This window comes from Dyadobacter sp. 22481 (assembly GCF_052044875.1).
GTDB classification, from domain to species: Bacteria; Bacteroidota; Bacteroidia; order Cytophagales; family Spirosomataceae; genus Dyadobacter; species Dyadobacter endophyticus.
In genome coordinates this window covers 591,604-617,989 of sequence record NZ_JBQENV010000002.1, presented here as the reverse complement: position 1 = coordinate 617,989, position 26,386 = coordinate 591,604, and the positions used below count along the sequence as shown (strand labels likewise).

The window sequence follows — 26,386 nt, the reverse complement described above, 5'->3', positions numbered from 1 at the left end:
AATCAATACGGTCAGAATGAGAGGTTCAACCCAAATGTGTACAAGGCGGTCTGCGGGAAATACACGGCGCGGCCGGATGGCACTTCGGGGTCGAGGTTCCAGTCATTTAGTTTCGAAAATGTAAGCAGGTTAGTAGCGGAAGTGTAAACACGAATGCGGCTCACATGCAGTTTGCTCACGATCTCGGACGGAATGTTGTAGGCCAGCTGCACGTTTTTGAGACGCAGGTAAGAGCCGTCAATTACCAAACGGTCGGAAGTAGCCACATTGCGGAGGTCGAATTTGGTTGGGCGCGGGAAACGTGCGCCGGTATTTTCCGGCGTCCAGTAATTGTTGGTGTATATCTCGTGGGTAAAACCTTCCTGGTTACCCATCTCTGCCAACGCACCCGCCAGACGCGCATCTACCTTCGCAGCACCCTGGAAGAGAATGCTCAGATCGAAACCTTTGTAGGAGAAATCACTATTCAAACCGAATGTGTATTTCGGAAACGAGTTACCGATTACGGTCATATCGTCGGCGTTGATCTTGCCGTCCCCGTTACGATCCACATATTTCACGTCGCCGGGCTTGGTGTTAGCCGCATAGGTAGCTTTGTATTCGGTGATTTCCTGTTGCGTTTGGAACAAACCGTCCGTTTGATACCCCCAAAGCGTGTTGATCGGCAGGCCTTTGGCAATAATGTAGCGTGGATCAATGTCGGACCCGGTAATGTACGGACCGGTACCTTTCAAATCCGTCACTTTGTTTTCGTTAATACTCAGGTTCCCGCCGAGCGTATAGCGGAAACCCGAAGTACTCGCTGCACCACGATAGTTGAGGCTGAACTCCCAACCCTTATTTTCCACCGATCCTGCATTCTGAGGGGGCGCTTTCAAACCGATGGTCGCGGGAATGTCGAGGTTCAGGAGAATGTCATCGGTGAGCTTTCGGTAGTAATCAGCAGTGAATGTGAGGCGTTTGTTAAGGAAAGTTGCGTCGATACCCAGATCAAGCTGCGTAGTCGACTCCCAGCCGAGGCCGGTGTTGGCCAATGTAGTCGGACGGTAACCTTGCACCGGCGTGCCGCCGAAGCTGTATCCGAGGGCCGTCAATGCGGAGTAGTAGCTGTACAGATCCACCGACTGGTTTCCGGTAATGCCCCACGAACCGCGCAGTTTCAGGTCGTTGACAGTTTTTTCAAGTCCCTCCCAGAAATTTTCCTTCGAAATACGCCATCCTGCCGAGAACGAAGGGAAAAAACTATACTGTTTCGACCCGGTAAATTTGGAAGAACCATCGTAGCGACCATTCGCTTCGAAAAGGTATTTCTCTTTATAATCATAATTAACCCGGCCGAAATAAGAGCGCAGTCCATATTCGGCATCGTTACCTGTATTGCTTTTGGTGCCATCATTCGCTCCCTGGCCTATCGACCCGATATCATTATTATAGAACCGCTCGCGGTAAGCCGAAAGGAAAGTCTGCGTATTACCGATCTGCGAGTAACCCACCAATGCTTTCAAACCGTGATCGCCGAAGCTTTTTTCATAGGTAAGCAAGTTGTTGATCGTGTATTCCCGCAACGTATTGCGAACCTCCGTAAGGGAGTTAATGGCTACGGTTTTGGTAATGTTGGTATTCTTGTCGGTGTTGGTGTAGGCATTGGTGTAGTTTTTCTGATTCGTAAATGTGCCCCGACCGGCGATTTGGGTAGAGAACGTCAAACCTTCCGCAATATCAAATTCTGCTTTAACATAACCTGCCAGGTAATCCGTCAACTGCCGCGACTGGCCGCCTATTTCGTTAAACATCAAAGGGTTATTACCCTGCGTACTCAGCCCATAGGTACCATCCGCATATTTGGGTACAGCCCACAATGTGCCGTGGAAGAAGTTGTTCAGCGGCTGCGGATTATTGCCGGTGTTGTTTACCGTCGGGTTCAATGCGCGTGCATAGCGGTAGTTAATGTCGCCACTCACGCGCAAACGTTTCGAAACATTATAATCCGTATTCAAGCGGAATTCACCGATTTTATTAGAATAACCCGCAATAACACCCTGCTGATCCTGAAACCGGGCGCTTAGCCGCGTGCGAATCACGTCTGTCCCGCCTGCTACGGAAATCGTGTGGTTCTGCTGAGGTGCCGAGCGGAGCATCGTTTCGAACCAGGTATTGGGCATCGGGTACTTTTCGCGGTCGGTTGCATTGACATACGCCTGAATGGATTGCTCCGTAAAACGCGCCGGAACTGCCAGGCCCGCATTGGTGTATGCAGCCACCTGCTCGCGCATGTAAGCCTCGATTCCCATCATTTTAGGCACATTATTCGATTTCTGGATCGCATAATACCCGTGGTAATCCACCTGTACTTTTCCGCCTTTGGCACGCTTCGTGGTGACGAGAATAACCCCGTTCGTCGCGCGTGAACCGTAAATGGCAGTCGAAGAAGCATCCTTCAAAACCGAAACCGATTCGATATCGTCCGGGTTAATATCGCTCAGGCGTTGCTCGATACCGTCGACGATCACCAATGCATCGTTCTTCCCCAAATCATAACCACTGGTGCTGCTGCCGTTGATATTGAATGTGGTGATCCCCCGCACACGGATATTGGTATTCGACTTGCCAGGCGATCCGCCCTGGTCGAGCACCGTCACACCGGGCATAAGCCCTTGGAGCGACTGCTGGATATTCGATGCGGGCCGTTTGGTAATTGCCTCGCCGCTGATCTGCGACACGGAGTTAGTGAGCGCATTCCGTTTTTGCGTACCGTAGCCTACCACCACTACTTCCTCCAACTGCTTTGTGTCAGCAGCCAGCTTGATATCGATCGCAGTTCGGCCATTCACCGCCACTTCCTGGGTAACGTACCCGATCCCGGAGAAAACCAGGATCCCGCCGGACGGCGCATTGATCTCAAACTTACCATCCGCATCGGTCGAGGTACCGATAAGTGTGTTTTTCACGACAATATTGACGCCCGGTAACGAGCCATTATCGGCGGCGGACGTGACGGTGCCTTTCACGGTGATGTTCTGGGCGAAGGCGCTGAGGCCGAAGAGCAGCAAAGCCACGAGTAGCCGGCCTCTGCTCAGGAGAGAGTTTCTGGATAGATTTTGGAACATAGTAATTAGTAAAATGGCGCCGGAGTCTGGCAGCGGAATTGGTGGTCGTAAATGGGTTTAGAATAAACTACAAATCCTATTAAATATATAGGCAAAGTAAAATACAGAATCAGCAGCAAGCAACTTGTGTTTACTTAATTCTGCACAAATCGGGCAATTTTTAAGGATTACTGCTACTTGTTATGTGAAAAATACAAGATGGCCGATTTTACTCATCGGCCGTAGATCGTTTGCAGGTACTGCTTCTGCAAAGTCGAAAAGTATAATACGCCGCCGATAAGCACAGCCCAGATCAGGAACAGCAGTGTCGGGTGTGGGAAATAATGGTAAGCTGTGATGAAGATCAATGCGCCGCGGGCGAATTCGAGGTAGAACACCCAACGGCGTTGTTCGAGAATCGCACCACAGTTGATAAGCGTCACGAATATCACGAGGGCTACCATTACTTGCAGGAATGTTTCTTCCTGATGTTCGAAAAGTAGGAGAAAAAACAAAGTGATGACTGTAATCGTAAACTGCACGAGCACATATCGCCTGAACTTCTGCGATCGCACACGTACTTTGTTTTTGGATAAAAAACGCTTTTCAACAATCCTCCGGACGGCTGGGTCAAAGTCGGCCGGACTCCCGAAAATGACTTTCAGCTTGGCAATAATGCCCTTTTTTTGCTGGGCAGAATACCATATCTCCACGAGGAAATGGAAATGCTGCCAGAGGAAACTGTAACTGTCGAGTTGCTTGGTAAGGCCATAAACCGGCTCCTCCTTTTCCTCGGCGAACGTGCCGAAAAGCTTGTCCCAAATAATGAACATGTCGCCAAAATTCTTGTCAAGATACGCCTCGTTACTCGCGTGATGCACGCGGTGGTGCGACGGCGTTACCATGATGTATTCTAGAATCCCCAGCTTTCCGATCACCTGCGTATGTGTGAAGAATGGGTAGAGTCCATGGACGATGAGCATGGTGGTGATCATCGGCGCCGGGAAGCCTATCAGCGGCAGTACCGACCAGAATGCCGTTCGCACAACTGCCTGGAAAATGGTAATGCGTGTGCCGGCGGTATAATTGAATTCCTCGCTGGTATGGTGCACGACGTGGAAGCCCCAGAAAAGATTGATCTTATGCCCCATTCGGTGATACCAGTACCAAACAAAATCGGTCGCTAGGATCAACGCGATCCAGACGAGCAGGCTCGGCCGGATCTCAAACAGTCCGTAATTTTTTTGAATATAATCGTAAAAAAAGAAGAACGACCCGGCCGTAAACATGTCGATAAGCCGTTCTAAGACACCCACATTCATATTGGCAACGGAGCTGTTGAAATTGAACAACTGCCGCCCAAGGCGCTTCGAAACCCAATATTCAATCCCGATCAGCAGAAGGAATAATGGGACAGCCAATGCCATGTAGTTCAGCGCCATAACCGGTTCTTTTACTATATTTAATTAATAGATTATATATACAAAGATTGAATGCGCGATTGTATTTGCCAAAAATTTGAGGGAAAACCATTAAATAAAATCTAAAACCCTTTTATTCGTGCTTTTACAACGCGGGCTCAACAGCTTGCTGGGTTTAGCTACTGATACCAAACCTCCCTTTTCCGGATGGAAAAAGAAAATACCTATTATGGGGTGAAAGAAATCGCCCGCCGTGCCAACGTCTCCATTGCGACCGTCGATCGTGTTTTGCATAACCGCTCGGGCGTTTCGGAAAAGACGAAGAAGAAGATCAACGACATTATCAAGGAGCTGGATTACCAGCCGAATATCCTCGCCAGCCGCCTTGCTTCGAAGAAAATCATCTCTCTGGCTGTACTCATTCCGCGCGTTTCGGAAGAAACCGATTTCTGGGAGGCTCCAATGAAAGGTATTTCCCGCGCCGATTCGGAGATCAAAAAATATGGTGTGCAGGTTGCAACTTTCTATTTTGACCTCAACGATCCGGCCACGTTCAACGAACAGGCCGCGGCTATTCTCGATGCCGGTTTTAAAGGAGTCCTGCTGGCCCCGTCGTTTATTGAGGAATCCCGGAAATTCGTCCGTGCCTGCCGGGAGAAAAAGATACCATTCGTATTCATCGATTCCGACGTGCCCAATGAGGACAACCTCTGCTACATCGGGCCGCATTTATTCCAAAGTGGTTATGTGGGTGCCAAACTTTCGACCTATCGCCTGAAAGAGAAGCATAAAGTGGCAGTCGTGAACATTTCCAAAGAGACCGACAGCTATAATTACCTGCAAATCGAAGAGGGTTTCCGCTCCTATTTCAAGGACCATAACCTGCCGATCGAGATCATCCGGATCGATATCAAAGACACCGACAGCCTGTCCGTCACCCGCGATCTCACGCGCGCATTGCACCAGCACGACGACATAGAAGCGATTTTCGTGACCAATTCGCGCGTTTTCTCCGTCGCCGCATTCCTCGAAAAGAATAAACGCTCCGACATTTCGCTGATTGGTTATGATTATTTAAAAGAAAATATCGCCTATCTGAACAAGGAGCTGATTGACTTCCTGATCTGCCACAAACCCGAAGAACAAGGTTACCGCGGGCTCATGGCGCTGTACCAGACGCTCGTCCTCGGCGCGCCGGTAGAAAAGACGCATTTCATGCCGATCGATATTGTCACGAAGGAGAACCAGGCGTTTTATCAGAACTAGAGGGCGCGAAGGAGAACCTTCGTGCCCTCTATTCGCATTAAATGTTGCATTGACACCAAAACGCAGCATTTAATCATCAAAATCAATCTCACGGCAAAATTTCTTGTAAACAACAACCGCAATTACTTGTAAATTAAAATATGTGTGTATATTTACGGGTACGTACCCGAAACTGAAAACGGGCTGACTATTCCTGAACTCTTTTCCCTATATTTTATGCATTCGCTTAGTAGACGAAAGTTTATTTTCCAATCGGCAACCGCCGGGATCGGGCTGGGTCTAATCGATCATTTGTCTGCGCTGGCCGGGCCTGCGGAAGGTAAGAGGCTCGGCATTATCGGGTTGGACACCTCCCATGCCATTGCATTTACCAAAGCTTTGAATGCAGCATCACCAGATGCGGTTTATGATGGTTATAAAGTGGTGGCAGCCTATCCTTACGGGAGCAAAGACATCGAGTCGAGCACGAAGCGCATTCCCGGCTACATCGAAGAAGTAAAGAAAATGGGTGTCGAGATCGTCGGCTCGATCAAGGAGTTGCTGGGCAAAACGGACGTGATTTTGCTTGAAACCAACGACGGTCGTTTGCATTTGGAACAAGCGCTGGAAGTTTTCAAAGCGGGAAAAAGAATGTTTATCGACAAGCCTGTCGCCGCTTCGCTTTCGGATACCTTGAAAATTTACGAGGCTTCGAAAAAGTATAATATACCCATTTTTACAGCCTCCTCACTGCGGTATATCAAAGGGATCGAAAGCATCGACAAGAAGAAAGTACTCGGCGCAGATACGTATAGCCCTGCCGTTCTTGAAAAAACACACCCTGATTTCTTCTGGTACGGCATCCACGGCGTGGAAACGCTGTATACGGTGATGGGTACGGGCTGCAAAAGTGTAACACGCGTGAACACGCCCAACACCGACATCGTGGTAGGCATCTGGGGCGACGGCCGAACGGGCACATTCCGGGGCACGCGCACAGGCAAACACGACTACGGTGGAACTGTTTTCACCGAAGATGGCAACAAAGTTTTAGGCCCTTATGGTGGTTATGAACCACTTTTGGTCGATATTATCAAGTATTTCAAAACCGGTGAAGTGCCGGTTACCCCCGAAGAAACCATTGAAATATTCGCTTTCATGGAAGCAGCCGATGAAAGCAAACGCCAGGGCGGGAAGAGCGTAACGCTGGAAAGCGTGCTCGCCAAGGCTGGCAAAAAATAGACTCCTTAAATCAACCCATAACCTGTTTGTCCCATGAAAGCATTCAGCTCCAGATTGTCGCGAAGAACGTTTTTGAAACAGAATTCACTGGCAGGGCTGGGTGTGGCCCTTGCTTCCTCACCGGTTGCCGCGCTGCCGGTAATTGGGTCCAAGTCGGCGCACGTGCCGGCGATATTGGGCGGGCCGTCGGCCTGGGCGGAGGTAAAATGGCCGGTCTGGCCGCAATGGAACCCGGAAACGGACGAAAAACAGCTGCTGGAAGTGGTACGGAGCGGGATTTGGTCACGGGCCGACGTTGTGACGCAATTTGAAAAGGAATGGGCAGCGGCATTGAATGTTAAAAGAAGTCTTGCGGTGGTCAACGGCACCAATGCACTCGTCATCGCTATCAATCAGTTAGGTATCGGGGCAGGGGATGAAGTATTGGTGCCACCCTACACGTTTATCGCTTCGGTCTCCTCGATTTTGTCCAATGGCGCGATGCCGGTTTTCGTGGATATCGATGCGGAAACGTTCCAGATCGATCCCGCAAAAATCGAGGCTAAAATCACCCCGCGGACCAAAGCCATTATGGCGGTGCACGTGCTGGGGCTACCTGTAGATATGGACAGGATCATGACTATTGCCAAAAAGCATAAGCTGTTGGTGATCGAGGATGCGTGCCAGGCCCATTTGGCTGAATATGATAAAAAGAAGGTCGGCACGATTGGCAACGTGGGCTGTTTCAGTTTTCAGAACTCCAAAAATCTACCCATTGGCGAAGGTGGGGCTATTGTGAGCAATGACGAGCATTTTATGGATTTGTGCTATTCTTATCACAATTTCGGGAATCCATATGGCACAGCTGTCGGCTCGGTGAGTACCGGCAGTGTGATGCAGGGTACAAAACTGCGCTTTTCGGAATATCAGGCAGCCATTGGCATCGCACAGTTGAAACGGCTCGATGCCCAGACAACCACACGCAATGAGAACGCCGAGTACCTTAAATCGCAAATCAAGGATATTCCGGGTATTGTTCCGTATAAATTATACGACAAGGTCAACCGCGGTGCTTTTCATTTGTTTGCTTTCCGTTATCAGAAGGATGGGTTCAAGGGGCTTTCCCGCGAGAGCTTTATCAAGGCTGTAAAAACCGAAGGCGTACCGTGCATGAGCGGCTATTCGCCCCTTAATACGCAGCCATTTTTGCATGAAACCTTTAAATCGGAGAACTACCGGAGAATGTATCCGAAGGAAATGCTCGACATTAATAAGTACAACGAGCAGAACAAATGCCCGGTGAATGATAAGATTTGTAACGAAGAAGCGGTCTGGTTTACCCAAAACATGCTGCTCGGCACGAAGGACGATATGAAAGCCATTGCTTCGGCGATCGAAAAAATCCACAGCAACGTCGACAAGATCAAAACGCTCGGACAGAAATGAGGATAGCTATCGCATTGTCTTTGTTGCTTTTTGCCTTGCTCCCCGCACACGCGCAGGGCTGGAAAGCCGGTGTGGCCAAAGTGGCAATCACCCCTGCTGAACCGATGTGGATGGCGGGCTTCGCGGCGCGTACGCATGCATCCGAGGGAAAACTGCACGATATTTGGGCGAAAGCATTGGCCATTCAGGACGCCGATGGCAAGCAGGCGGTACTGATTACGACCGATTTACTGGGCTTTCCAAAAGCGATGTCTGATGAGATTAGGACCAAAATCAATGACCGCTATAAACTTTCCAAAGCACAGATTATTCTCAACAGTTCGCACACGCATTCCGGGCCCGTGCTCGGGGCCGCATTGTCGGATATTTATCCTTTGAATGAAGGGGATCAAAAGAAAATCGATCAGTATTCCACTAAGCTGATTGACCAGATCGTGACTTTGACCGGCGATGCATTAAAAGCATTGCAACCCGCCACGATCGAAACGCGCAATGGCGTGACGCGCTTTCAGGTAAACCGTCGGAATAACGATGCGGCGACGTTGGAAAGATTAACCGAAATCACCGGCCCCGGTGACCCGGCCGTACCCGTACTGAAAGTGTCCGATGCGAAAGGTAAAATCATCGCGATTGCATTCGGATATGCCTGCCATCCTACCGTGTTGGACGGTTACCAATGGTCGGGCGACTATCCCGGCTGGGCGCAGATTGAGTTGGAAAAGTTGTATCCGGGTGCTACCGCATTGTTTTTCCAGGGAGCAGGTGCGGATCAGAACCCGTTGCCCCGGCATACCGTGCCACTGGCTATTCAGTATGGTAAAACGCTTGCAGCGGCCGTGGAACGAGTGTTAAGTGAAGAAATGAAATCTCTGGCACCACAGCTTTCAACTGCCTATCATGAAGTAACCCTTTCGCTAACCACGGCTCCTACCCGGCAGCAACTCTCGGCAATGGCCGAAAAAGCGACCGGTTTCCAGCAAAAATGGGCCAAACGGATGATCGCGCAGATCGACGAGAAGAAGCCATTTCAGACCTCCTACCCTTTCCCGTTGCAGGTATGGAAACTCGGCGACCAGGCGATAATGACGCTCGGTGGCGAGTTGGTGGTGGATTATGCGATTAATTTGAAAAAGATATTCGGTCAGGACACGTTTGTAATGGGCTATTCCAATGATGTGATGACCTACATCCCGAGCACGACCATCCTGCGCGAGGGCGGGTACGAGGGCGAAGTGGCCGCTATCGTGTATGGCCTGCCCGCAACCTGGGCGTCGGATGTCGAAATTGAAATATTGAATGGGATGGTGCAACTGGCGAAACAGGCCGGGGTTGTCAAACCGGAATCGAAGGTTATCAAGAATTAGTGTTTATCCAAAGTCTGCCCCTACCCGTGAACAGTATCGATTACTCTATGACTTTCGAGCCGCTCGCAGAGCCTAAACCTTTAATCGCAAAGCATTACTACTCGGGCTTTTCGCGCGCGCACGACACGTACAACGCGCTCTCGGCTGCGAGCGACGGGAAAATTTACTACCTGCTCTCGTCGGATAACCATGAGATCGGCGGGCAGATGTTTGTGTACGACCCGGCTACCGACGCCACTAAACATCTCGGCGACCTTACCGAGATTTGCGGCGAGAAGGATCTGAAAGCCATTCCGCAGGGCAAAAGCCACGTCCGTTTTTACGAAAGAAATGGAAAGCTCTATTTCTCGACGCACGTGGGCTACTACCAGCTCATCGACGGCATGGACCGCCTCCCCGAGCAAGCTCCCGAAGGCTACGCATTGTACCCGGGCGGGCATTTTCTTTCCTATGATTTACAAACCGGCGCATTCGAAAACCTTGCTTTGGTACCCAATGGCGAGGGCATGGTCTCCATGACGATGGACCGTGACCGCGGGCATTTGTACGGCATTAGCTGGCCCTATGGTCATTTCATCCATTACGATCTTGAAAATAATGTCCTGAAAAACCTTGGCCCGATTTCGCACAAAGGCGAAGCAGGCACGCCTGGTACCGATTTCCGCTCCCTTTGCCGGTCGTTGTTTGTGGATGCGGAATTAGGTGATGTTTATTTCTCGGTGGCGGACGGTGATATTTTCACTTACAATCCTGAATCCCAAATCCTTCACAAACTCGAAAACGTGGATTTGCGGCTGGACTATTTCGGCAAATACGACCCGACGCGCCCCGGCAGCATGTGCTACAACTGGCGGAAGATATTCTGGCATCCCAAAGAGCAGGTGGCTTATGGTGTGCACGGCAACTCGGGTTACCTATTCCGGTTCGACCCGCGTGCGGAGAGAATCGAGCTGGTGGAGCGCATTACTTCCGAACCTTCGCGCAAAAGCGGCATGTTCGACCAGTTCAGCTATGGTTACCTCGGTTTTCAGCTCGGTCCGGATGGTAAAACAATCTATTACCTTACCGGTGGACCTATTTTTGAGGATGGCAAGCGCGTCAAAGGCGAGGATCAAATTGCAAAAGGAGCAGCGCGCGGACTGGAAAATCTGCATTTAATTACGTATCATTTACCTACCCATACATATAAAGACCACGGGGCCATCTTTTATGATGACGGCGAGCGGCCTACTTATGTGAACTCCATTGCCGTCGGTGCTGATGGTAGTGTTTATACATTGGCCCGTTTCGAGTATGAGGGCAAGATTATCCAGGATCTTGTCAAAATCCCTAACCCGTTTCAATAACCAGATATTAACTCTTTTCTCAATGGAAAACCTAAATAACTCCCACGGCGATAGCGGCAACGACCGTCGTGACTTTATCAAAAAATCATTGGCTGGCAGTGCATTACTCACTTTCGGAGGCGTACTGCCCGGTTTCAGTCCGAAAAGCTATGCCAAAATCATCGGCGCGAACGAAAAGGTACGCGTGGGTATGATGGGCGTGAACAGCCGCGGGCTCGCGCTGGCGACCAACTATGCATTGCAACCCAACTGTGAGGTAATATCCATTTCCGATGTAGATACCCGCGCTGCGGAGAAATGCATTGGCATTGTAAACGACACACAAAAGTCCAAACCCGCCAATATCCCGGACTTCCGCAAGGCGCTCGAAAACAAGGACATGGATGCACTCGTCGTTGCCGCTCCCGATCACTGGCATGCTCCGGCCGCCATTCTGGCTTCCAAAGCAGGTAAGCATGTGTATCTCGAAAAACCTTGCAGCCATAACCCGCACGAGGGCGAGCTCCTCGTGGCGGTCGCGAAAAAATACAAGAACGTAATCCAGATGGGCAACCAGCGCCGCTCCTGGCCAAATGTGGCTGCGGGGATTAAGGAAGTGCACGATGGCGTGATCGGCCGGCCGTATTTTGCCAAAGGCTGGTATACCAATAATCGCGCTTCGATTGGCATCGGCAAAGAAACCTCCGTGCCTTCCTGGCTCGATTACGAACTGTGGCAAGGCCCGGCTCCACGCCGCGCATTCAAAGACAATCTCGTGCATTACAACTGGCACTGGTTCTGGAACTGGGGCACGGGCGAGGCGCTCAACAACGGCACCCACATGCTCGACCTTATGCGCTGGGGCTTGCAGGTTGACTTCCCGACACGCGTTACTTCTTCCGGAGGCCGTTTCCGCTACAAAGACGATTGGGAAACGCCCGATACGCAGGTGATCAACCTCGAATTCGCAAACAATACCGCTATGACCTGGGAAGGCCGCAGCTGCAATGGCCGTACGATCGAGGGTAGCAGTGTGGGCGTGGTGTTTTATGGAGAAAAAGGTTCGGTACAAATCGGCGAGGGCAACAACTATAAGATTTATGACCTTGATAACAAGCTGGTGAAGGAGGTAAAGAACGATCTGGTGATCGATCCGCGCAATAAGATGAACCCTTCGCAGAGCCTAGATGCATTTCACATCCAGAACTTCTTCGATGGTATCAAGAAAGGCGCGCCGCTGGCGGCGGAGATTGTTGGCGGGCATCAGAGTACATTGCTGGCGCAGCTGGGTAATATCGCTATCCGCTCGGGTGAGACACTGAATGTCGATCCGACGAACGGGCATATCAAAGGCAGCAAAGCCGCCGAGAAATTCTGGAAGCGTGAGTATCAGAAGGGCTGGGAGCCTACGGTATAGGCTCATACGACACCCTTGGGTTAAAACCCCTCATACAGCACCGCCCGGCCTCCTAACCCAGGGTTTAAACCCTGGGTTGAGAGAGCGGAGTGCCGGAAAGACTGGGACCTACGGTCTAAATCGCACACACCTAGCCACAACCGCCATACAGCATCACTCGGCCCCCATAACCCAGGGTTTCAACCCTGGGTTATGGGGGCCAAACCCTGAAAACTCAATGAAAAGCGAAGCCATTGCCATCAAAGTAGAAAACCTGACGAAGCGGGAAACGACGATCTCCATCTTCCTGATCGGCCTGATGTTCTTTATTTTCGGTTTTGTGTCGTGGGTCAATTCGATATTGATCCCCTATTTCAAGATCGCCTGTGAACTCACCAGCTTTCAGGCTTACCTCGTCGCATTTGCATTTTACATTGCCTACTTCGTGATGTCGGTGCCTTCTTCGTATTTGCTAAAAGCAGTTGGTTTCAAAAAGGGCATGATGATCGGCTTCTGGGCGATGGCTCTCGGCGCATTCATATTCGTACCCGCCGCCATGTCGAGGACTTACGAGATATTTCTGATGGGGCTATTCACGATCGGAATTGGTCTCGCCATTCTCCAAACCGCAGCCAACCCTTACATTACCATCCTCGGCGCCAAGGAACGCGCGGCGCAGCGGATCAGCATGATGGGCATTTGCAACAAGGCCGCCGGTATTCTCTCACCGATTGTTTTTGCAGCCGTCATTTTGAAACCGACGGATACCGACCTTTTCGCCCAGCTTGGCACGATGGGCGACGCCGAACGGAGCGCGGCATTGGACGAGCTCATCCGCCGCGTGATCAATCCTTACATTGCCCTCGGAACATTCCTTTTCGTGTTGGGTTACCTGGTATTCAAATCCCCATTGCCGGAAATCGATACCGAGCATGAAAGCCAGGAAATCGCCTCGGCGAATGCGGGCAAGAAGAGCATTTTCGACTTTCCGCACCTTATTTTAGGCGCGCTAGCGATTTTCCTGCACGTAGGCACGCAGGTGATTGCGATCGATACCATTATTGGTTATGCCAATTCCATGGGCATTGATCTGCTGGAAGCAAAAGTCTTTCCGTCCTACACGCTGTTCTGCACCATTTGCGGGTATTTGATCGGCATTACGGTTATTCCAAAATTCATCAGTCAGGTAAATGCGTTGCAGATATGCACGCTGCTGGGCACCATTTTTACATTACTCATCATTTTCACGCATGGAGAAGTGAATTTCCTCGGCCACACTACGGACATTTCCATCTGGTTTGTCGTGCTGCTCGGACTCGCCAACTCACTCGTATGGGCAGGTATATGGCCGCTTGCGCTCGACGATCTGGGTCGCTTTACTAAGCTCGGCGCGTCGGTCATGATCATGGGGCTTTGCGGGAATGCGATTATGCCGCTTTTCTACGGACATTTCGCCGATGTCGTGAATGTGCGGGAGGCTTACTGGGTGTTGCTGCCTTGTTATTTGTATCTGGTTTTTTATGCCGTAAAAGGACACAAACTGCGCAAATGGGGATTTTAAAATTGTATCATATCATTAATCATTATTACGGTGCGCTGCACCTTGTTATTGATTATCATCCATATCATATCTACAAATCTTGCGGTGCTCTGCACCTTACCGATGAAGGTGCGGAGCACCGCAAGATTTGTAGACCGCAATATTTGTAACACAATGCGATTAAAAATCATAAACGGGACCATTATCACCCCGTACCGGTACATCCGGAATGGGACGGTTTTGGTTGAAAACGGCATCATTATCGGGATTGAAACGCGGGATGTGGATTTTCCAGGCGCGGACATGATTGATGCGGAGGGACATTATGTAGCGCCGGGCTTTGTCGACCTGCATATCCACGGCGGCGGTGGGCATGATTTCATGGATGGTAGCGCAGAGGCGTTCCTGAAAATTGCTGAAACACATGCGCAATACGGTACTACCGCAATGGTGCCGACTACATTAACTGCCGAAAAAGAGGATTTGCTCGAAACACTGGACTTCTACGAAACTGCGAATGCAGCCAATACAAATGGAGCCCAATTCCTCGGAATGCATTTGGAAGGTCCCTATTTCGCATTGAGCCAGCGGGGCGCACAGGACCCGAGGTACATCCGCAATCCCGATCCTGCCGAATATGAGGAAGTGTTGGCATACTCGAATTCCATTACCCGATGGAGCGCCGCGCCGGAGCTGCCGGGGGCTATTGATTTTGGAAAAAGATTAAAACAAAAAGGCATTCTGGCGGCGGTGGCGCATACGGACGCCATTTATGAAGATGTACTGGAAGCGTTCGAAAACGGCTACACGCTCGCGACGCACCTGTACTCGGCCATGTCGGGCGTGACGCGCAGGAACGCGTTCCGTTACGCGGGCACGATCGAAAGTGCGTTTCTACTCGATATGGATGTGGAAATCATAGCAGATGGCGTGCATTTGCCCGCGCCGTTGTTGAAACTCATTTATAAAATCAAAGGTCCCGACCGGATCGCGCTCATTACCGACGCCATGCGCGCTGCGGGAATGCCGGAGGGCGAAAGCACATTGGGCTCGCTGAAAAACGGCTTGAAAGTGATCGTCGAGGATGGCGTAGCCAAGTTGCCCGACCGTACTTCGTTTGCCGGAAGCGTTTCCACTGCCGACAGGCTCGTGCGCACGATGGTGAATATGGCCGATGTGTCCCTGCTCGACGCCGTGCGCATGGCGACCGCAACACCCGCACGCATTATGGGCGTACACGACCGCAAGGGCACATTAGTAGCAGGCAAGGACGCCGATATCGTGATTTTCGACGAGGATATCCACATTCAAAGGACCATTATCAAAGGAAAAACCATTTACCTAAACGCGATACCCCAAATTTAACTAACACAAAATGAAAGTCGACCAACTGGAAATCAACATATCCGAAACCCGACAGCAAATGGGCGAAGCCGCGGCCAAAGCCGTTGCCGGGAAGATCCGGGAGATTCAGGATACCAAAGAATTTGTGAATATCATCTTCGCCTCCGCGCCTTCGCAGAACGAGTTTCTGGCGACTTTGAAGGACGAGCCGGGCATTCAATGGGAGAAAATCAATGCATTTCATATGGACGAATACATCGGCATCGCCGCCGATGCGCCGCAGAATTTCGGGTATTTCCTGAAAGTGCGGTTGTTCGACCATGTGCCCGTGCGTTCAGTTTCCTACCTCGACGGTAACGCTACCGACCCGCAGCAGGAATGCGACCGGTACGCGAAACTCCTCCGCGAGAACCCGATCGACATTGTATGCCTCGGCATCGGCGAGAATGGGCATTTGGCATTCAACGACCCGCATGTGGCATTTTTCGATGATCCATTGGAAGTGAAAGTAGTGGAACTCGACGACGCCTGCCGCCAGCAGCAGGTCAACGACGAGTGCTTCGACACCTTCGGCGAAGTACCGCAAACCGCATTGACCCTCACCATTCCGACATTGATGAAGGCCAAATATGCCTTCTGCATCGTCCCCGGCGAGAAAAAAGCGCAGGCCATTTACCATACCCTGGCCGAGGATATCCAGGAAGCCTACCCGTCGACCATCCTCCGTAAGCACCCGCACGCGATCCTGTTCATCGACCAGGCCAGTTCAGGGAAGCTCAAAGAAATTTCGTCATACTCGCAGGCATAGTTCCGCACCGGAGCTATCTTGCATGTATTACCTCAACCCATTCAAATGAGAAAAGAACTCTTGACAATCGCTTTATTGAGCGCAATGGTATTCAATCAGGGATGTAATTCGAAAAAGGAGGAAGCAAAGAATGAGGAGAAGAAACCGCTGAGCCTGATCGTAGTGGAGCCCGGCCACTTCCATGCGGCGCTGGTTCAGAAATCCATGTATGCCGACGTTGATTCCGTCGTGCACGTGTACGCATCCGAAGGCCCGGATGTGAAGGCTTACCTCGACAAGGTGGAGAAATACAACACCCGCCCCGAGGATCCGACGCATTGGAAAGAAGAAGTTTACACCGGCGCCGATTTCTTTGAAAAAATGATTTCGGAGAAAAAGGGTAACGTGGTGGTACTGGCCGGTAACAACCAGAAAAAGACTGATTTTATCAAAAAATCGGTAGACGCCGGTCTGAACGTCCTCGCCGACAAGCCGATGGCGATCGACGCGGCGGGCTTCGACAAGCTGAAAGAAGCATTCGCCAGCGCCGACAAAAACAAGGTGTTGCTCTACGATATCATGACCGAGCGTTACGAGATCACCAACACCCTGCAACGCGAACTCGCATTGCTGCCCGAGATCTTCGGTGAACTGCAAAAAGGCACGCCTGAGAACCCCGCGGTATCCAAAGAAAGCGTGCACCACTTCTTCAAATACATTTCCGGCGAGCCGCTCGTACGCCCTACCTGGTTCTTCGACGTAAACCAGCAAGGCGAAGGTATGGTAGACGTAACGACCCACCTCGTGGACCTCGTGCAATGGAGCTGCTTCCCGAATGTATCCCTCGATTATCAAAAGGACATTCAACTGCTCTCCACGAAGCGCACCGCTACCCAGCTCACACCCTCACAATTCAAGCTCGTCACCAAAAGCGAAACCTATCCTGAATTCCTCAAAAAGGATATTAAGGACACTTTGCTGAATGTGTATTCCAACGGCGAGCTGAACTACACCCTAAAAGGCGTGCACACGAAGGTATCGGTGATCTGGAACTTCCAGGCTCCCGAAGGCACCGGCGACACGCATTACTCGATCATGAAGGGTTCAAAAGCCAACCTGATCGTCCGCCAGGGCAAAGACCAGAAATACAAGCCGGTTCTTTACATTGAAACTACCGATAAAAGCAAGGCTTATGAAGATGCTGTTACGGCGGCGTTCAAATCGGTGCAGGACAAATTTCCCGGCGTAGAGTTGAAAAAGATCGCTGCCGGTTGGGAAGTTGTGATCGATGCGAAATACGATACCGGTCACGAGTCGCACTTCGCGCAAGTGGCCAACAAGTATATGGAGTATCTCAAAGCAGGTAAACTGCCTGAGTGGGAGGTGCCTAATATGATTGCCAAGTATTGGTTGACGACGTCGGCGTTGAAGCAGGCGAAGGGCGGGAAATAGTTGAAAACGAGAATTATTTTTCCTTAAAAACGAATCTCTAAAAGAACGAAATCCTTAGCCGTCGTCATAAGACAACGGGAATAGATGATTTTTCGGGGATGGGCGGCGTTTGCTGCTCGTCCCTTTTTGTTTTGTCAGTTCTTGATATTTGGATTGACCGCTCTATTAAAACAGTCCCAGTTGAACAGGCGAGGAAGATCCTTTTCCCAGCATTGGAAGTGTATCAATCACATCAAATTGCCTGCGATCTCCATTGAATTTCCTTACAGCGACCGACTCGCACCAAAACTTGGCCTCATATTCTTTGAAGAGAGAATAGGCTATTTCAATCCATTCCGGCGGAAGTCGCCTACCAATAGACATGTGCGGTTTGCCAAATAACTCCGTCCAGCCCTCCGTGTAATCTTTTAAAATTTTCGAATTAGCGTCCCGTTTAAATTGGTTACACCGCTCAACAATCGCCTCCGACGATGCAGGAGTCGGCTGTACGTAAAACGCCCCGTTTGTCGGAAAATGGTTAAAGCCATTAAATTCTATTTCAAACGGATGCAATCCCTCGACAATATTTCTAAACATCTTCAACAGCAATGGATAATCTCGCTCGTAGGCGAAAAATTCGAATAGCGAAATATGCGCTTCCGAGTTCACACTATTAAAAAAGCCGCCAACCGCCGTTTTCAAATCACCTTTCATCCCTTTCACTTGATCAACTATATCCTGCGATGGCCTGATAGCAATTGAATATCTAACGGGTTCTTCCATTTGAAAAATCTCTCTGTATTTACTTTCGATCAATTGTACCTCATTATGCTCCAAATCAACAAATTCCTTATCCAATGCCCGGCGTGACAGCCTTCCCGCATTTTGGGATAAAAAAACCACTAGTAACGACACCATCTTATCCGGCATCGGAATATGGTCGTCCAGCCAGTTTTTGAATGCGTCGTATCGCTCGAGGTATTTTATTTCGTCCGGAATCGTGCGGTAGATCGTATGCGCAACGCACTCGAAGAGAAACTCGGCCTGCCGCGTGGCATCGAAATAGCGGTAGTAATCGGCCGTTTCATTTCTGACTTCCACGTTGTGATCGGCAGTCGGCTCCCAGTCGATGAACGGAAGAACGGAATGAGAGTAATGCTCCAAAACTGACCGGTAGTCGCCTATTTTTTCCAGAATCGCCGCCGAAACCGGAAATATCATCTGCTCCGGGCTGAACCGGGTTTGAGCAAGCAGATGGTGAATGATGTACCGGTGAAGCCGGCCATTGCCATCCACAAACGGGTGAATGAAAACGAAGCCAAATGCGATCGATGCGGCAATCAAAACCGGATGATAGCCCCTTTGCTCCATTAGCGCCGCAGCTTCAAGAAGCCCCTCCATTAATTCATCCAGATCTTCCCACCGCGCAGAAATATGATCGGGCATCGGCGTACCTGTTGACCTGTCGTGCTCGCCGATGAAACCGCCCTCTGTCCGAAAGCCTAGCTGTATCCGACGGGAATCGCCGATCACTATCTGCTGCAAACGCAGTAGTTCCTCGGAAGTAAGTGGCTTGTCACCGGCCTGCCCGATCGCCTTGCCCCACAGCATAGCCCGGCTTGGCGATGGATTCTCGCCCTCAATCGAAAACGACGCCTTCGAATCCTTCAACAGCAGGAATGCCGATGTCCTGGCCAGAATATCCTTATGGACGTTTTTTAAAGTTGCGTAAGAATGCTTTTCAAGCGATTCTCCAATAAAGTTTTTGAGTTTTTCCGACTTAAATATCAGCGGGCAAAACTGTCTCGTTCCCGGCAAATTATTGCGGATACGCTGCCGGGGCACGTTGACAGACTTTTCCAGTGCAAACTGTAAATCCCCATCCAGCAGCGGCACGTAATTCCCTTCCTTCAAATCCGGGATATCGAGCGGCTCGTCCATCAGCCATTCGTACAAGAACCATATTCGTCGGCTGTACTGGCCCGTACGTTCAATGCTCACCAACGCTTCGGCTTCACTCTTTCCAATGCGCTCGAATAACTTTTTGAAAAATAGCAAGTTGACCCCTTCATATTTCAACGCGAAGACCAAATGACCGTAAAGACTATCTGACGGGGTATATCTTGCTGTTAATACATTCCAGTGCTCGTCCGATAGCTGTTTGTAGCGGGTGCCAATTAACGATAACTTGTCCGGCAAGGGCATTTTGAGCGCAAGCCGTTCTATAATGGCACCGTAGCCTACGAGCAATGCTCTTTCAGGAGCCTGTCTTCCATGAAAAACAGTTACAAACTGTGAAAAATGATTATTTTCAGCCCGTTCTTCTGAAATACGATTATTTTCCGACATAACTTTCTGGCTTTCGATTCCATGGAGATTTGTGAAAAATAATTAATTTTTATGAAAAATGATTATAAAACGGCTTCATTTGTGAAAAACGATTATTTTCAGCCCGATAAAAGCTCCTCCCCTCTCCCAATCCGCTCCACATTCTCAAAAAACGCAATCAGTTCCTTAAACGAAAAGTAAGTATCACAAAGCTCCGGCGCGTGGCCTTGCTCTTTGAGGGAGATAATGTAGCCGGTGAAAATCGTCCAGAGTTCTTTGGACCAGGTTTCGGCGCTGCTGCTGCTCAGGAGCTTGCCTACTTCCCTGCCATAGGCCAGCAAGGTCGGGTCCGAGGGGGCGAATACGTGTGTTTCTGTGTTCATAGGGTCGATTTTGGAAGTGTGCGGCAAACTTGCCTTTACGTTTTCCGTAAAGCACGCATTCCTCCGTCTTGTACCCAACCCGCGGGCCCGGTAACTTACATCGAAATACCTGTAAATTACCCGAAAATTTCCCGGCGGATTTATATAAATTGCCATTTCAACGAAATCGCTTTCTGTATGACACATACTACCTCCAACCCGAAGATCCACGAAGGCCGCAACGTGAAACGGTTCCGCGAAATGCTCGGAATAAAGCAGGACGTGCTGGCGTTCGAGCTCGGCAGCGATTGGAACCAGCAAAGAATCTCCACGCTCGAACAGCGCGAAAAGATCGATTCCGACATTTTGGAACAAGTAGCAGCGATACTGAAAATACCAGTGGAAGCGATTCGGAATTTTGATGAGGAAAAGGCGGTGAATGTAATTTCAAGCACGTTCAACGACAATGCAGCCGTTTTTAATAACAATCCGACTTTTCATCCTATTGATAAATTAATGCAGCTTCATGAGGAGAAGATTGCTTTGTATGAGCGGATGTTGAAGGAGAAGGATGAGATGATGGGGCGGTTGGAGCGGTTGATTGGAAACAAATAGGCGAGAAACGTGGACAGACTGCAAAAATACCAAGCTGCCATTGTCAAACTTTGTAAGGCACACAAAGTGAAGAGCTTGTATGCATTCGGGTCTGTTTTGAGTGATAATTTTAATGCGGAAAGCGACATTGATCTGATTGTTGATTTCGCTAGTATGAACGTTGAGGATTATGCGGATAACTACTTTGATTTCAAGTTTTTGTTGCAGGAACTTTTTAAACGGCCGATTGACCTGCTGGAAGAAAAGGCCATTAAAAACCCTTACTTCTGCGAAAGTGTGAATCAGAAACGCCAGCTTGTTTATACATATTAGAAGATTTCGCAACCTTGATTGATTCTAGATGTACACAAATGTTATCTGGGCACCAGCAAGCGTCTGCCGGCCCTTTCGCACAGCAGTAAGGGAACAACACCTTTCTTGCACAATATCACATTGATTTATACGCTTACTTGAATCTACTGTTTGGAGAAAATTTTTGAGGGCTACAAACTTGAAGGGCGAACTGTACTTCCATGATAATTATCTAAGCAAATCCACCTCTCAAACCGTTAAATAAAATATTCCGCTATCTGACCTCGCGTATCGGACTTATTGTTTTTTTTATGAAAAAACATAACTCTCCATACATCATGAAATTCAAGTTTGAAAATCTCACCGACGAGACAAGGCAGCTAATGATTTCCGAGATTAAGTTAGACGTTGGAAATGAGCAACTCTATTACAGCAAACGATTCTGCGAACAAGGCCATAATCTCTATGCGGACCTTTTGCTTAGCGCAGTTGAAAAAGGTGATGAGCAAAGTCTAGCCTTAGCTTTAAAACAGAAAAAGTGCTTTGCGGAAACCGAGATCAGGAACACCAAAAAAGGCCCCATTTACTCCAAAGTCCCGGAAAACGCCAACTTGGTATTTGCGGAAAGCGAATTTAACAGGTTCTACATGCGGGCTCTTGCTCTCCAAGCGGCTAAGGCAGGCGAAACCCTATCTGTGTACCGTGCGCGCTATTCTGAAAATCCAAGAGAAGAGTCCAATATTCTCATCGGCAAAATAATCGACCCAACTCAGTTATTAGATGATCTAAGAAAAAATATTGGCTTAGACACGGTTTTGGGTCTACCGCCAGGGCCAAATAGCGGTCTATCCGTCAAACTTCAGTAGTCCATCATTTTCAGGTAATGTTGAAGGATTAAGGACTCGTGGTGGAATTATTGGTTCTATTACACTTACTATTAACCGTCAGCGAATACATCCAGGTTACAAGAACAGAAAGCTGATATTGAAAGAGGTTGGCTTTCTACCTAATCCCTTTTGGCTAGACAATTTAAAAATTCGCCTCACATGGCAAAGGATATCACCATTGACATAACTACCTCAAATCTGGGGCCGCATTCAACCTTAACAGGTAAGCTACAAACTAGTTCACTAGAAATTGGTATCTATGCTAATAATGGCTCTGGAAAAACATTTTTGAGTCGTGCTTTTAGACTGTTATCTAACACCGGCGTAGAGCCAGAAAACTCAAACAGATTATTGACAATCGGCTCTAATGAAGGTTACTTCAAACTTAAAATTACGAATTTGAAAGAATCTGGTCAGACGCGCGAAGTTGAGCTTTCATTCAAGAGAAACACCCCACCGGTGATAAAAAATACATCTGGCTATATATTCAGAACATTTAATGAAGAGTATATAAGGGAAAATCTAGACGTGTCAAAATTCAAACCAAATGGCCAGATAGAAGGATACATCCTTGGAAAAGAAAAGATAGACCTGAGTAAAGAAAAGAGAGCATTAGAAGAAGCAAAAAAAGAATCTTCAAACCTCCAAAAATCGATAAATGAAAAACTAAATGAATCGTTAAATGATCTTGATCAGCTTGGGATTAGAAAAACGACAACAGAATATGGATTATTAAATTTTTCAAATTTAGTTAATAAATCTTTTAACCATGAGAATGTAGAATCTTACGGACAATTATTAGAAAAATTCGATAGGCTTAAATCCATTCCATCAGAACTGGATGATATTAAAAATATAGATGAGATACCTGAAACTAATATACTTAAATTGATTCAAGATTTTCTTGGCAAAGAATTCACCAAAAGTTTAATCGCTGATGAATTTAAAAATAAAGTTAAGTCTAAACAAGAATTTATTGAAACTGGTGTGCAGTTATTTAATAAGGACAAATCACTATGTCCATTTTGCGAACAAAATATTCATGCGAGTGCATTAGACCTAATCGATCATTACGTCGAATATTTGGCTGAAACAGAAGCGCAACAAATAAAAATGGCCGGAGATCTGTTCGCGCGGATGCGAGCCGAGCGAAAAAATTTTGGTGATTTGTATAAAACGTCTCTTAAAATACAAACCGATTACCTACAAAATAAATCGTACCTACCTTCGCTATCAGATTCAAATCTTAGTGACTTAACCGATATAAAGGAAGTAGATAATCATTTCATTGTTCTCCAAAAATACCTCGAAAGAAAGAAGGAGGACGTCAGCAAAATTCTTACATCACCTGATATCACTGACGCGATTGAAGCTATTAAGGAATGGATCCAGAAGTCAAATGAAGCAATCACTAAAAATGAAAGTGTGATTAAGCTGTTCAATGATAAAAAAAATAATATCAAAACCGAAAAGCTGGACCTAAACCGAAAGCTATGCAAGGCTAAATTCATTGAACTTCGCAGCTCTATCATCGATCAAATAGATAAATGGATAAACCTGAACAATGATATACAGTCACTATCTCAGGACATATCTTTAAAAGAGCAGAACGAGAAAATATCTAAGAAAGTGAAAGTTTCGGATACACTGCAGACGCTTTTAGGTCGATTTTTCGGCATAAAGTACTCGTTCGACTCGAAAACATTTTGTCTTAAATTTGGAGAACATATCTTAGAAAAAAATGCAAGCGATGTCCTAAGTACAGGTGAAAAAAGCATTGTCGCATTCTGTTATTTCATCGCAGAATCTCACAAATTTATCGAAAGCGAAGATGACTACCAAAAGCTATTTTTCGTGATAGATGATCCAATTTCAAGTCAAGATTTTCATTTTGTTTACGCAACAACACAACTAATTAGAACGTTAAACAAAGTTTTCGGCATGCAGAGACTAAGGCTAGTACTTTTGACTCATAATCTAGAATTCATGTCGATATTAACTCGCAACAAGATTATCACTCATAAATTCCTTCTAAATCACAGTAAATTACAACTACTCGGAAACGAATTACTAATGCCGTATGAAGAACATCTTAGGGATATATATGAAATTTCGCAGGCAAAGAGAGCACCCTCTCACACGACTCCAAATTCGATTAGGCATGTACTTGAAACTATCAATCGCTTCATGTGTCCCGATTTAGGGTTAGAGGATTTTTGCAACAAAATCGAGGGATTCGCAGACAATGACTTTCTATATTCACTGATGCATGATGGTTCTCACGGAATCATCAGAAATCAGCGACCAGTAACGGAGGCAATGGTAAAAACAGCTTGTGATGTTGTCACCAATTACATTTCTGAAAACTTTGGAGGGCAGTTACGCCTTATCCAGAAATAGAGCGCACAAACAACATTCCTGCGCATATGCGCTATCCTTACAATAATATTCAGTCCGTTGCTCTAAGAATATTATTCCAATATTGGCCAAAAAGTAGGCATATCATCGACCTTTAGGTAATAAATCTCATCCTTTCCACTCCGTCTCAATCCCCTCCCCTTTCACAAACCCCTGAAACCCCGCCAACAACCCAACATCCTCCCTGACATCCCGCGGAAGCACCTTCTTCGCAGAAGCATACTTCACCAACAACCCCACAGCCTCCCCAATACTCCACTCCACCGGATGCAGCCGATAACACCCATTCGTAATATGCGTTGTCCCAATATTCTTGTTAGCAGGCAAAATATTCTCCATCCGCACAGGCAGCAGCGCGCCCAGGGGAATCTGAAACGGCAATGACCCGAAATCAATGTAATTATCCCCGCCGGTACTCGGATGCAAATCAATATGGTAGTAGCCAATCCCAACACTATCCTCAAAAGTAGCAGCCTTCACGCCAGCAGATTGCCCGGTAACAGCAGCCCGCTGCTCGGCGCCGACGTGTTCTTCCTTAATGGTAAATAGCGCCTTAATGCGCCGCGATTCGCGGACGTAGGGGTATTTGGCGAGGCCGTCTTCGGTGCCCATGACGTCTTTGCGTAGGCGGATGCCGGGCCAGCCTTTGCCGCCGTCGGGGCGGGGAGCCTCGGTTTGGAGCCAGTACAGGAGCGAGAGGCTGAGCTGCTTGCCGCGTTCGAAATGCTTGTCGAAATCCTTTTCGCTGGGGCTGATGAGGTTGCCGAGGGTGTAGTCGTTTTGCGGCCAGTTTACGATGGTGATGTCGCCGGCGTAGGTGCCGGGCGCGAAGTTGGCCTTGTTGATAATGCGGCGGTAGAGCCAGAGGTTGAGGTTATTGCCGGTCGGGATGCCTTCCGGGTGGAAGCCGAGCTGTTTCGGTTCGAGGGTTTTGGGGTTGGAGTATGAGAGGTCCAGGAGCCTGCCCGACCATGGTTTGGCCATTTTGGGGACGTAGTTCTTCCAGAAATCATATTCGCGCGGCTTTTCGATCACGTGGTTTTCGCCCGGGCGGTAGTCGATCGCGTAGCAGACGGTGAATGCCTGCACGTTTTCGGAGGCGGCCTTTTCGGGGGCGTGGAATTCGCCGGTTTGTGCTTTGGATTCGGCGCCGGTGACGTATTCGGTGCCGGTCATGGGCAGCAAGTCGCCGAGCTCGGTGGCGTCCGCAAAATAGGGCGCGGTGAGGGTTACCTGGGCTTTGTTCCGGCGGTTGAGGGCGGTGAGGGCTTGTACTTTGCTGCCTTTCACGTCGGCGGCCACGATTTTGTGTTCCAAAAGCAATGTGAGCTTGCCGGTGCTGAGGTACGGGTTCAGCATGTCGGTGAGCACGGCTACGGCTACACGCGGTTCGTGGCAGAGCTTGGATACGGAGCCATCGCCGGGGTTGAGATTTTTGCGGCTTTTGGCTTCGGCGGTGAGCGGGTAGTTTTTCTGGTAATATTCGCGTACGGCGGTGCGGAATTGCCGGTAGGCCTTCGTGGCGCCGTGCGTTTCGATCCACTGGTGCTCGTCGGGCGGCACGCCTTGCTGGGAGATCTGCCCGCCGATCCAGTCGGTTTCTTCGGTGAGGATTACCGACAGGCCATTGCGCAATGCGGCCAACGCGGCCGCGCAGCCACCGAGACCGCCACCGGCGATGACGAGGTCGGCGGTTAATGTAGCGGGTTTAGCGATGTTTTGCTTTCCGGAAACAGCATTTCCAGCTTCCGGTTTCTCGAAATTTGTCGACAGCAGGCTTCCGCCGAGGGTGACGCTTCCGATAAAATTACGGCGTTTCATAAGGTTTAAGGTATTTAGGTGATTAACAAAAAGAACGCTCATTGCAAGGTATCTCCCC

General features: G+C 48.8%; 19 protein-coding genes. 14 read left to right on the top strand and 5 right to left on the bottom strand.

Features of this window, described 5'->3' with window-relative positions:
* Nucleotides 1–11 precede the first annotated feature (11 nt).
* The gene (locus tag ACTJJJ_RS12655) at nt 12–3,107 is read right to left on the bottom strand and encodes a SusC/RagA family TonB-linked outer membrane protein (protein WP_440701968.1); all 3,096 of its coding nucleotides are present in this window, start codon (nt 3,105–3,107) and stop codon (nt 12–14) included.
* 212 nt (nt 3,108–3,319) lie between these two features.
* Nucleotides 3,320–4,528, bottom strand: coding sequence for a sterol desaturase family protein (locus tag ACTJJJ_RS12650; protein WP_440701967.1), 1,209 nt, complete (start codon nt 4,526–4,528; stop codon nt 3,320–3,322).
* Nucleotides 4,529–4,714: 186 nt separating this feature from the next.
* Here ACTJJJ_RS12650 and ACTJJJ_RS12645 point away from each other — a divergent pair, with 186 nt between their 5' ends.
* The 10 genes from ACTJJJ_RS12645 (at nt 4,715) to ACTJJJ_RS12600 (ending at nt 17,627) form a co-directional block, all read left to right on the top strand.
* On the top strand, nt 4,715–5,773 hold the full coding sequence (locus ACTJJJ_RS12645; protein WP_440701966.1) for a LacI family DNA-binding transcriptional regulator: 1,059 nt from the start codon (nt 4,715–4,717) through the stop codon (nt 5,771–5,773).
* Between the two features lie 216 nt (nt 5,774–5,989).
* Complete coding sequence (locus ACTJJJ_RS12640) at nt 5,990–6,994, top strand: Gfo/Idh/MocA family protein (protein WP_440701965.1); 1,005 nt, start codon at nt 5,990–5,992, stop codon at nt 6,992–6,994.
* A 33-nt stretch (nt 6,995–7,027) separates the two neighbouring features.
* The gene (locus tag ACTJJJ_RS12635) at nt 7,028–8,419 is read left to right on the top strand and encodes a DegT/DnrJ/EryC1/StrS family aminotransferase (protein WP_440701964.1); all 1,392 of its coding nucleotides are present in this window, start codon (nt 7,028–7,030) and stop codon (nt 8,417–8,419) included.
* Nucleotides 8,416–9,783, top strand: coding sequence for a neutral/alkaline non-lysosomal ceramidase N-terminal domain-containing protein (locus ACTJJJ_RS12630; protein ID WP_440701963.1), 1,368 nt, complete (start codon nt 8,416–8,418; stop codon nt 9,781–9,783). The genes ACTJJJ_RS12635 and ACTJJJ_RS12630 overlap by 4 nt, the downstream gene beginning before the upstream one ends.
* 47 nt (nt 9,784–9,830) lie before the next feature.
* Nucleotides 9,831–11,129 carry a hypothetical protein gene (locus ACTJJJ_RS12625; protein WP_440701962.1) on the top strand — a complete coding sequence of 433 codons (1,299 nt, stop codon included), beginning with the start codon at nt 9,831–9,833 and terminating at the stop codon, nt 11,127–11,129.
* Between the two features lie 22 nt (nt 11,130–11,151).
* The gene (locus ACTJJJ_RS12620; protein ID WP_440701961.1) at nt 11,152–12,525 is read left to right on the top strand and encodes a Gfo/Idh/MocA family protein; all 1,374 of its coding nucleotides are present in this window, start codon (nt 11,152–11,154) and stop codon (nt 12,523–12,525) included.
* A 217-nt stretch (nt 12,526–12,742) separates the two neighbouring features.
* Nucleotides 12,743–14,065, top strand: coding sequence for a sugar MFS transporter (locus ACTJJJ_RS12615; protein ID WP_440701960.1), 1,323 nt, complete (start codon nt 12,743–12,745; stop codon nt 14,063–14,065).
* Between the two features lie 153 nt (nt 14,066–14,218).
* A complete protein-coding gene (gene nagA, locus ACTJJJ_RS12610; protein ID WP_440701959.1) occupies nt 14,219–15,409 on the top strand; it encodes an N-acetylglucosamine-6-phosphate deacetylase in 1,191 nt (396 codons plus the stop codon).
* A gap of 10 nt (nt 15,410–15,419) precedes the next feature.
* Nucleotides 15,420–16,196 carry a glucosamine-6-phosphate deaminase gene (locus ACTJJJ_RS12605; RefSeq protein WP_440701958.1) on the top strand — a complete coding sequence of 259 codons (777 nt, stop codon included), beginning with the start codon at nt 15,420–15,422 and terminating at the stop codon, nt 16,194–16,196.
* A 45-nt stretch (nt 16,197–16,241) separates the two neighbouring features.
* A complete protein-coding gene (locus ACTJJJ_RS12600) occupies nt 16,242–17,627 on the top strand; it encodes a putative oxidoreductase C-terminal domain-containing protein (protein ID WP_440701957.1) in 1,386 nt (461 codons plus the stop codon).
* 165 nt (nt 17,628–17,792) lie between these two features.
* On the opposite strand, the gene ACTJJJ_RS12595 is transcribed toward ACTJJJ_RS12600, so the two are convergent.
* Both ACTJJJ_RS12595 and ACTJJJ_RS12590 read right to left on the bottom strand, forming a co-directional pair.
* Nucleotides 17,793–19,955, bottom strand: coding sequence for a 2'-5' RNA ligase family protein (locus ACTJJJ_RS12595; RefSeq protein WP_440701956.1), 2,163 nt, complete (start codon nt 19,953–19,955; stop codon nt 17,793–17,795).
* Nucleotides 19,956–20,053: 98 nt separating this feature from the next.
* On the bottom strand, nt 20,054–20,317 hold the full coding sequence (locus ACTJJJ_RS12590) for a hypothetical protein (protein WP_440701955.1): 264 nt from the start codon (nt 20,315–20,317) through the stop codon (nt 20,054–20,056).
* A gap of 177 nt (nt 20,318–20,494) precedes the next feature.
* Here ACTJJJ_RS12590 and ACTJJJ_RS12585 point away from each other — a divergent pair, with 177 nt between their 5' ends.
* From ACTJJJ_RS12585 to ACTJJJ_RS12570, 4 genes are all read left to right on the top strand, one after another.
* Complete coding sequence (locus tag ACTJJJ_RS12585; protein ID WP_440701954.1) at nt 20,495–20,911, top strand: XRE family transcriptional regulator; 417 nt, start codon at nt 20,495–20,497, stop codon at nt 20,909–20,911.
* Nucleotides 20,912–20,920: 9 nt separating this feature from the next.
* The gene (locus ACTJJJ_RS12580; RefSeq protein WP_440701953.1) at nt 20,921–21,223 is read left to right on the top strand and encodes a nucleotidyltransferase family protein; all 303 of its coding nucleotides are present in this window, start codon (nt 20,921–20,923) and stop codon (nt 21,221–21,223) included.
* Between the two features lie 290 nt (nt 21,224–21,513).
* A complete protein-coding gene (locus ACTJJJ_RS12575; protein ID WP_440701952.1) occupies nt 21,514–22,068 on the top strand; it encodes a hypothetical protein in 555 nt (184 codons plus the stop codon).
* Between the two features lie 180 nt (nt 22,069–22,248).
* Entirely contained in the window at nt 22,249–24,489 is a 2,241-nt protein-coding gene (locus ACTJJJ_RS12570) for an AAA family ATPase (RefSeq protein WP_440701951.1), read from the top strand.
* Nucleotides 24,490–24,615: 126 nt separating this feature from the next.
* Here ACTJJJ_RS12570 and ACTJJJ_RS12565 read toward each other — a convergent pair whose 3' ends face one another.
* The gene (locus ACTJJJ_RS12565; protein WP_440701950.1) at nt 24,616–26,328 is read right to left on the bottom strand and encodes an FAD-dependent oxidoreductase; all 1,713 of its coding nucleotides are present in this window, start codon (nt 26,326–26,328) and stop codon (nt 24,616–24,618) included.
* Nucleotides 26,329–26,386: the final 58 nt, after the last annotated feature.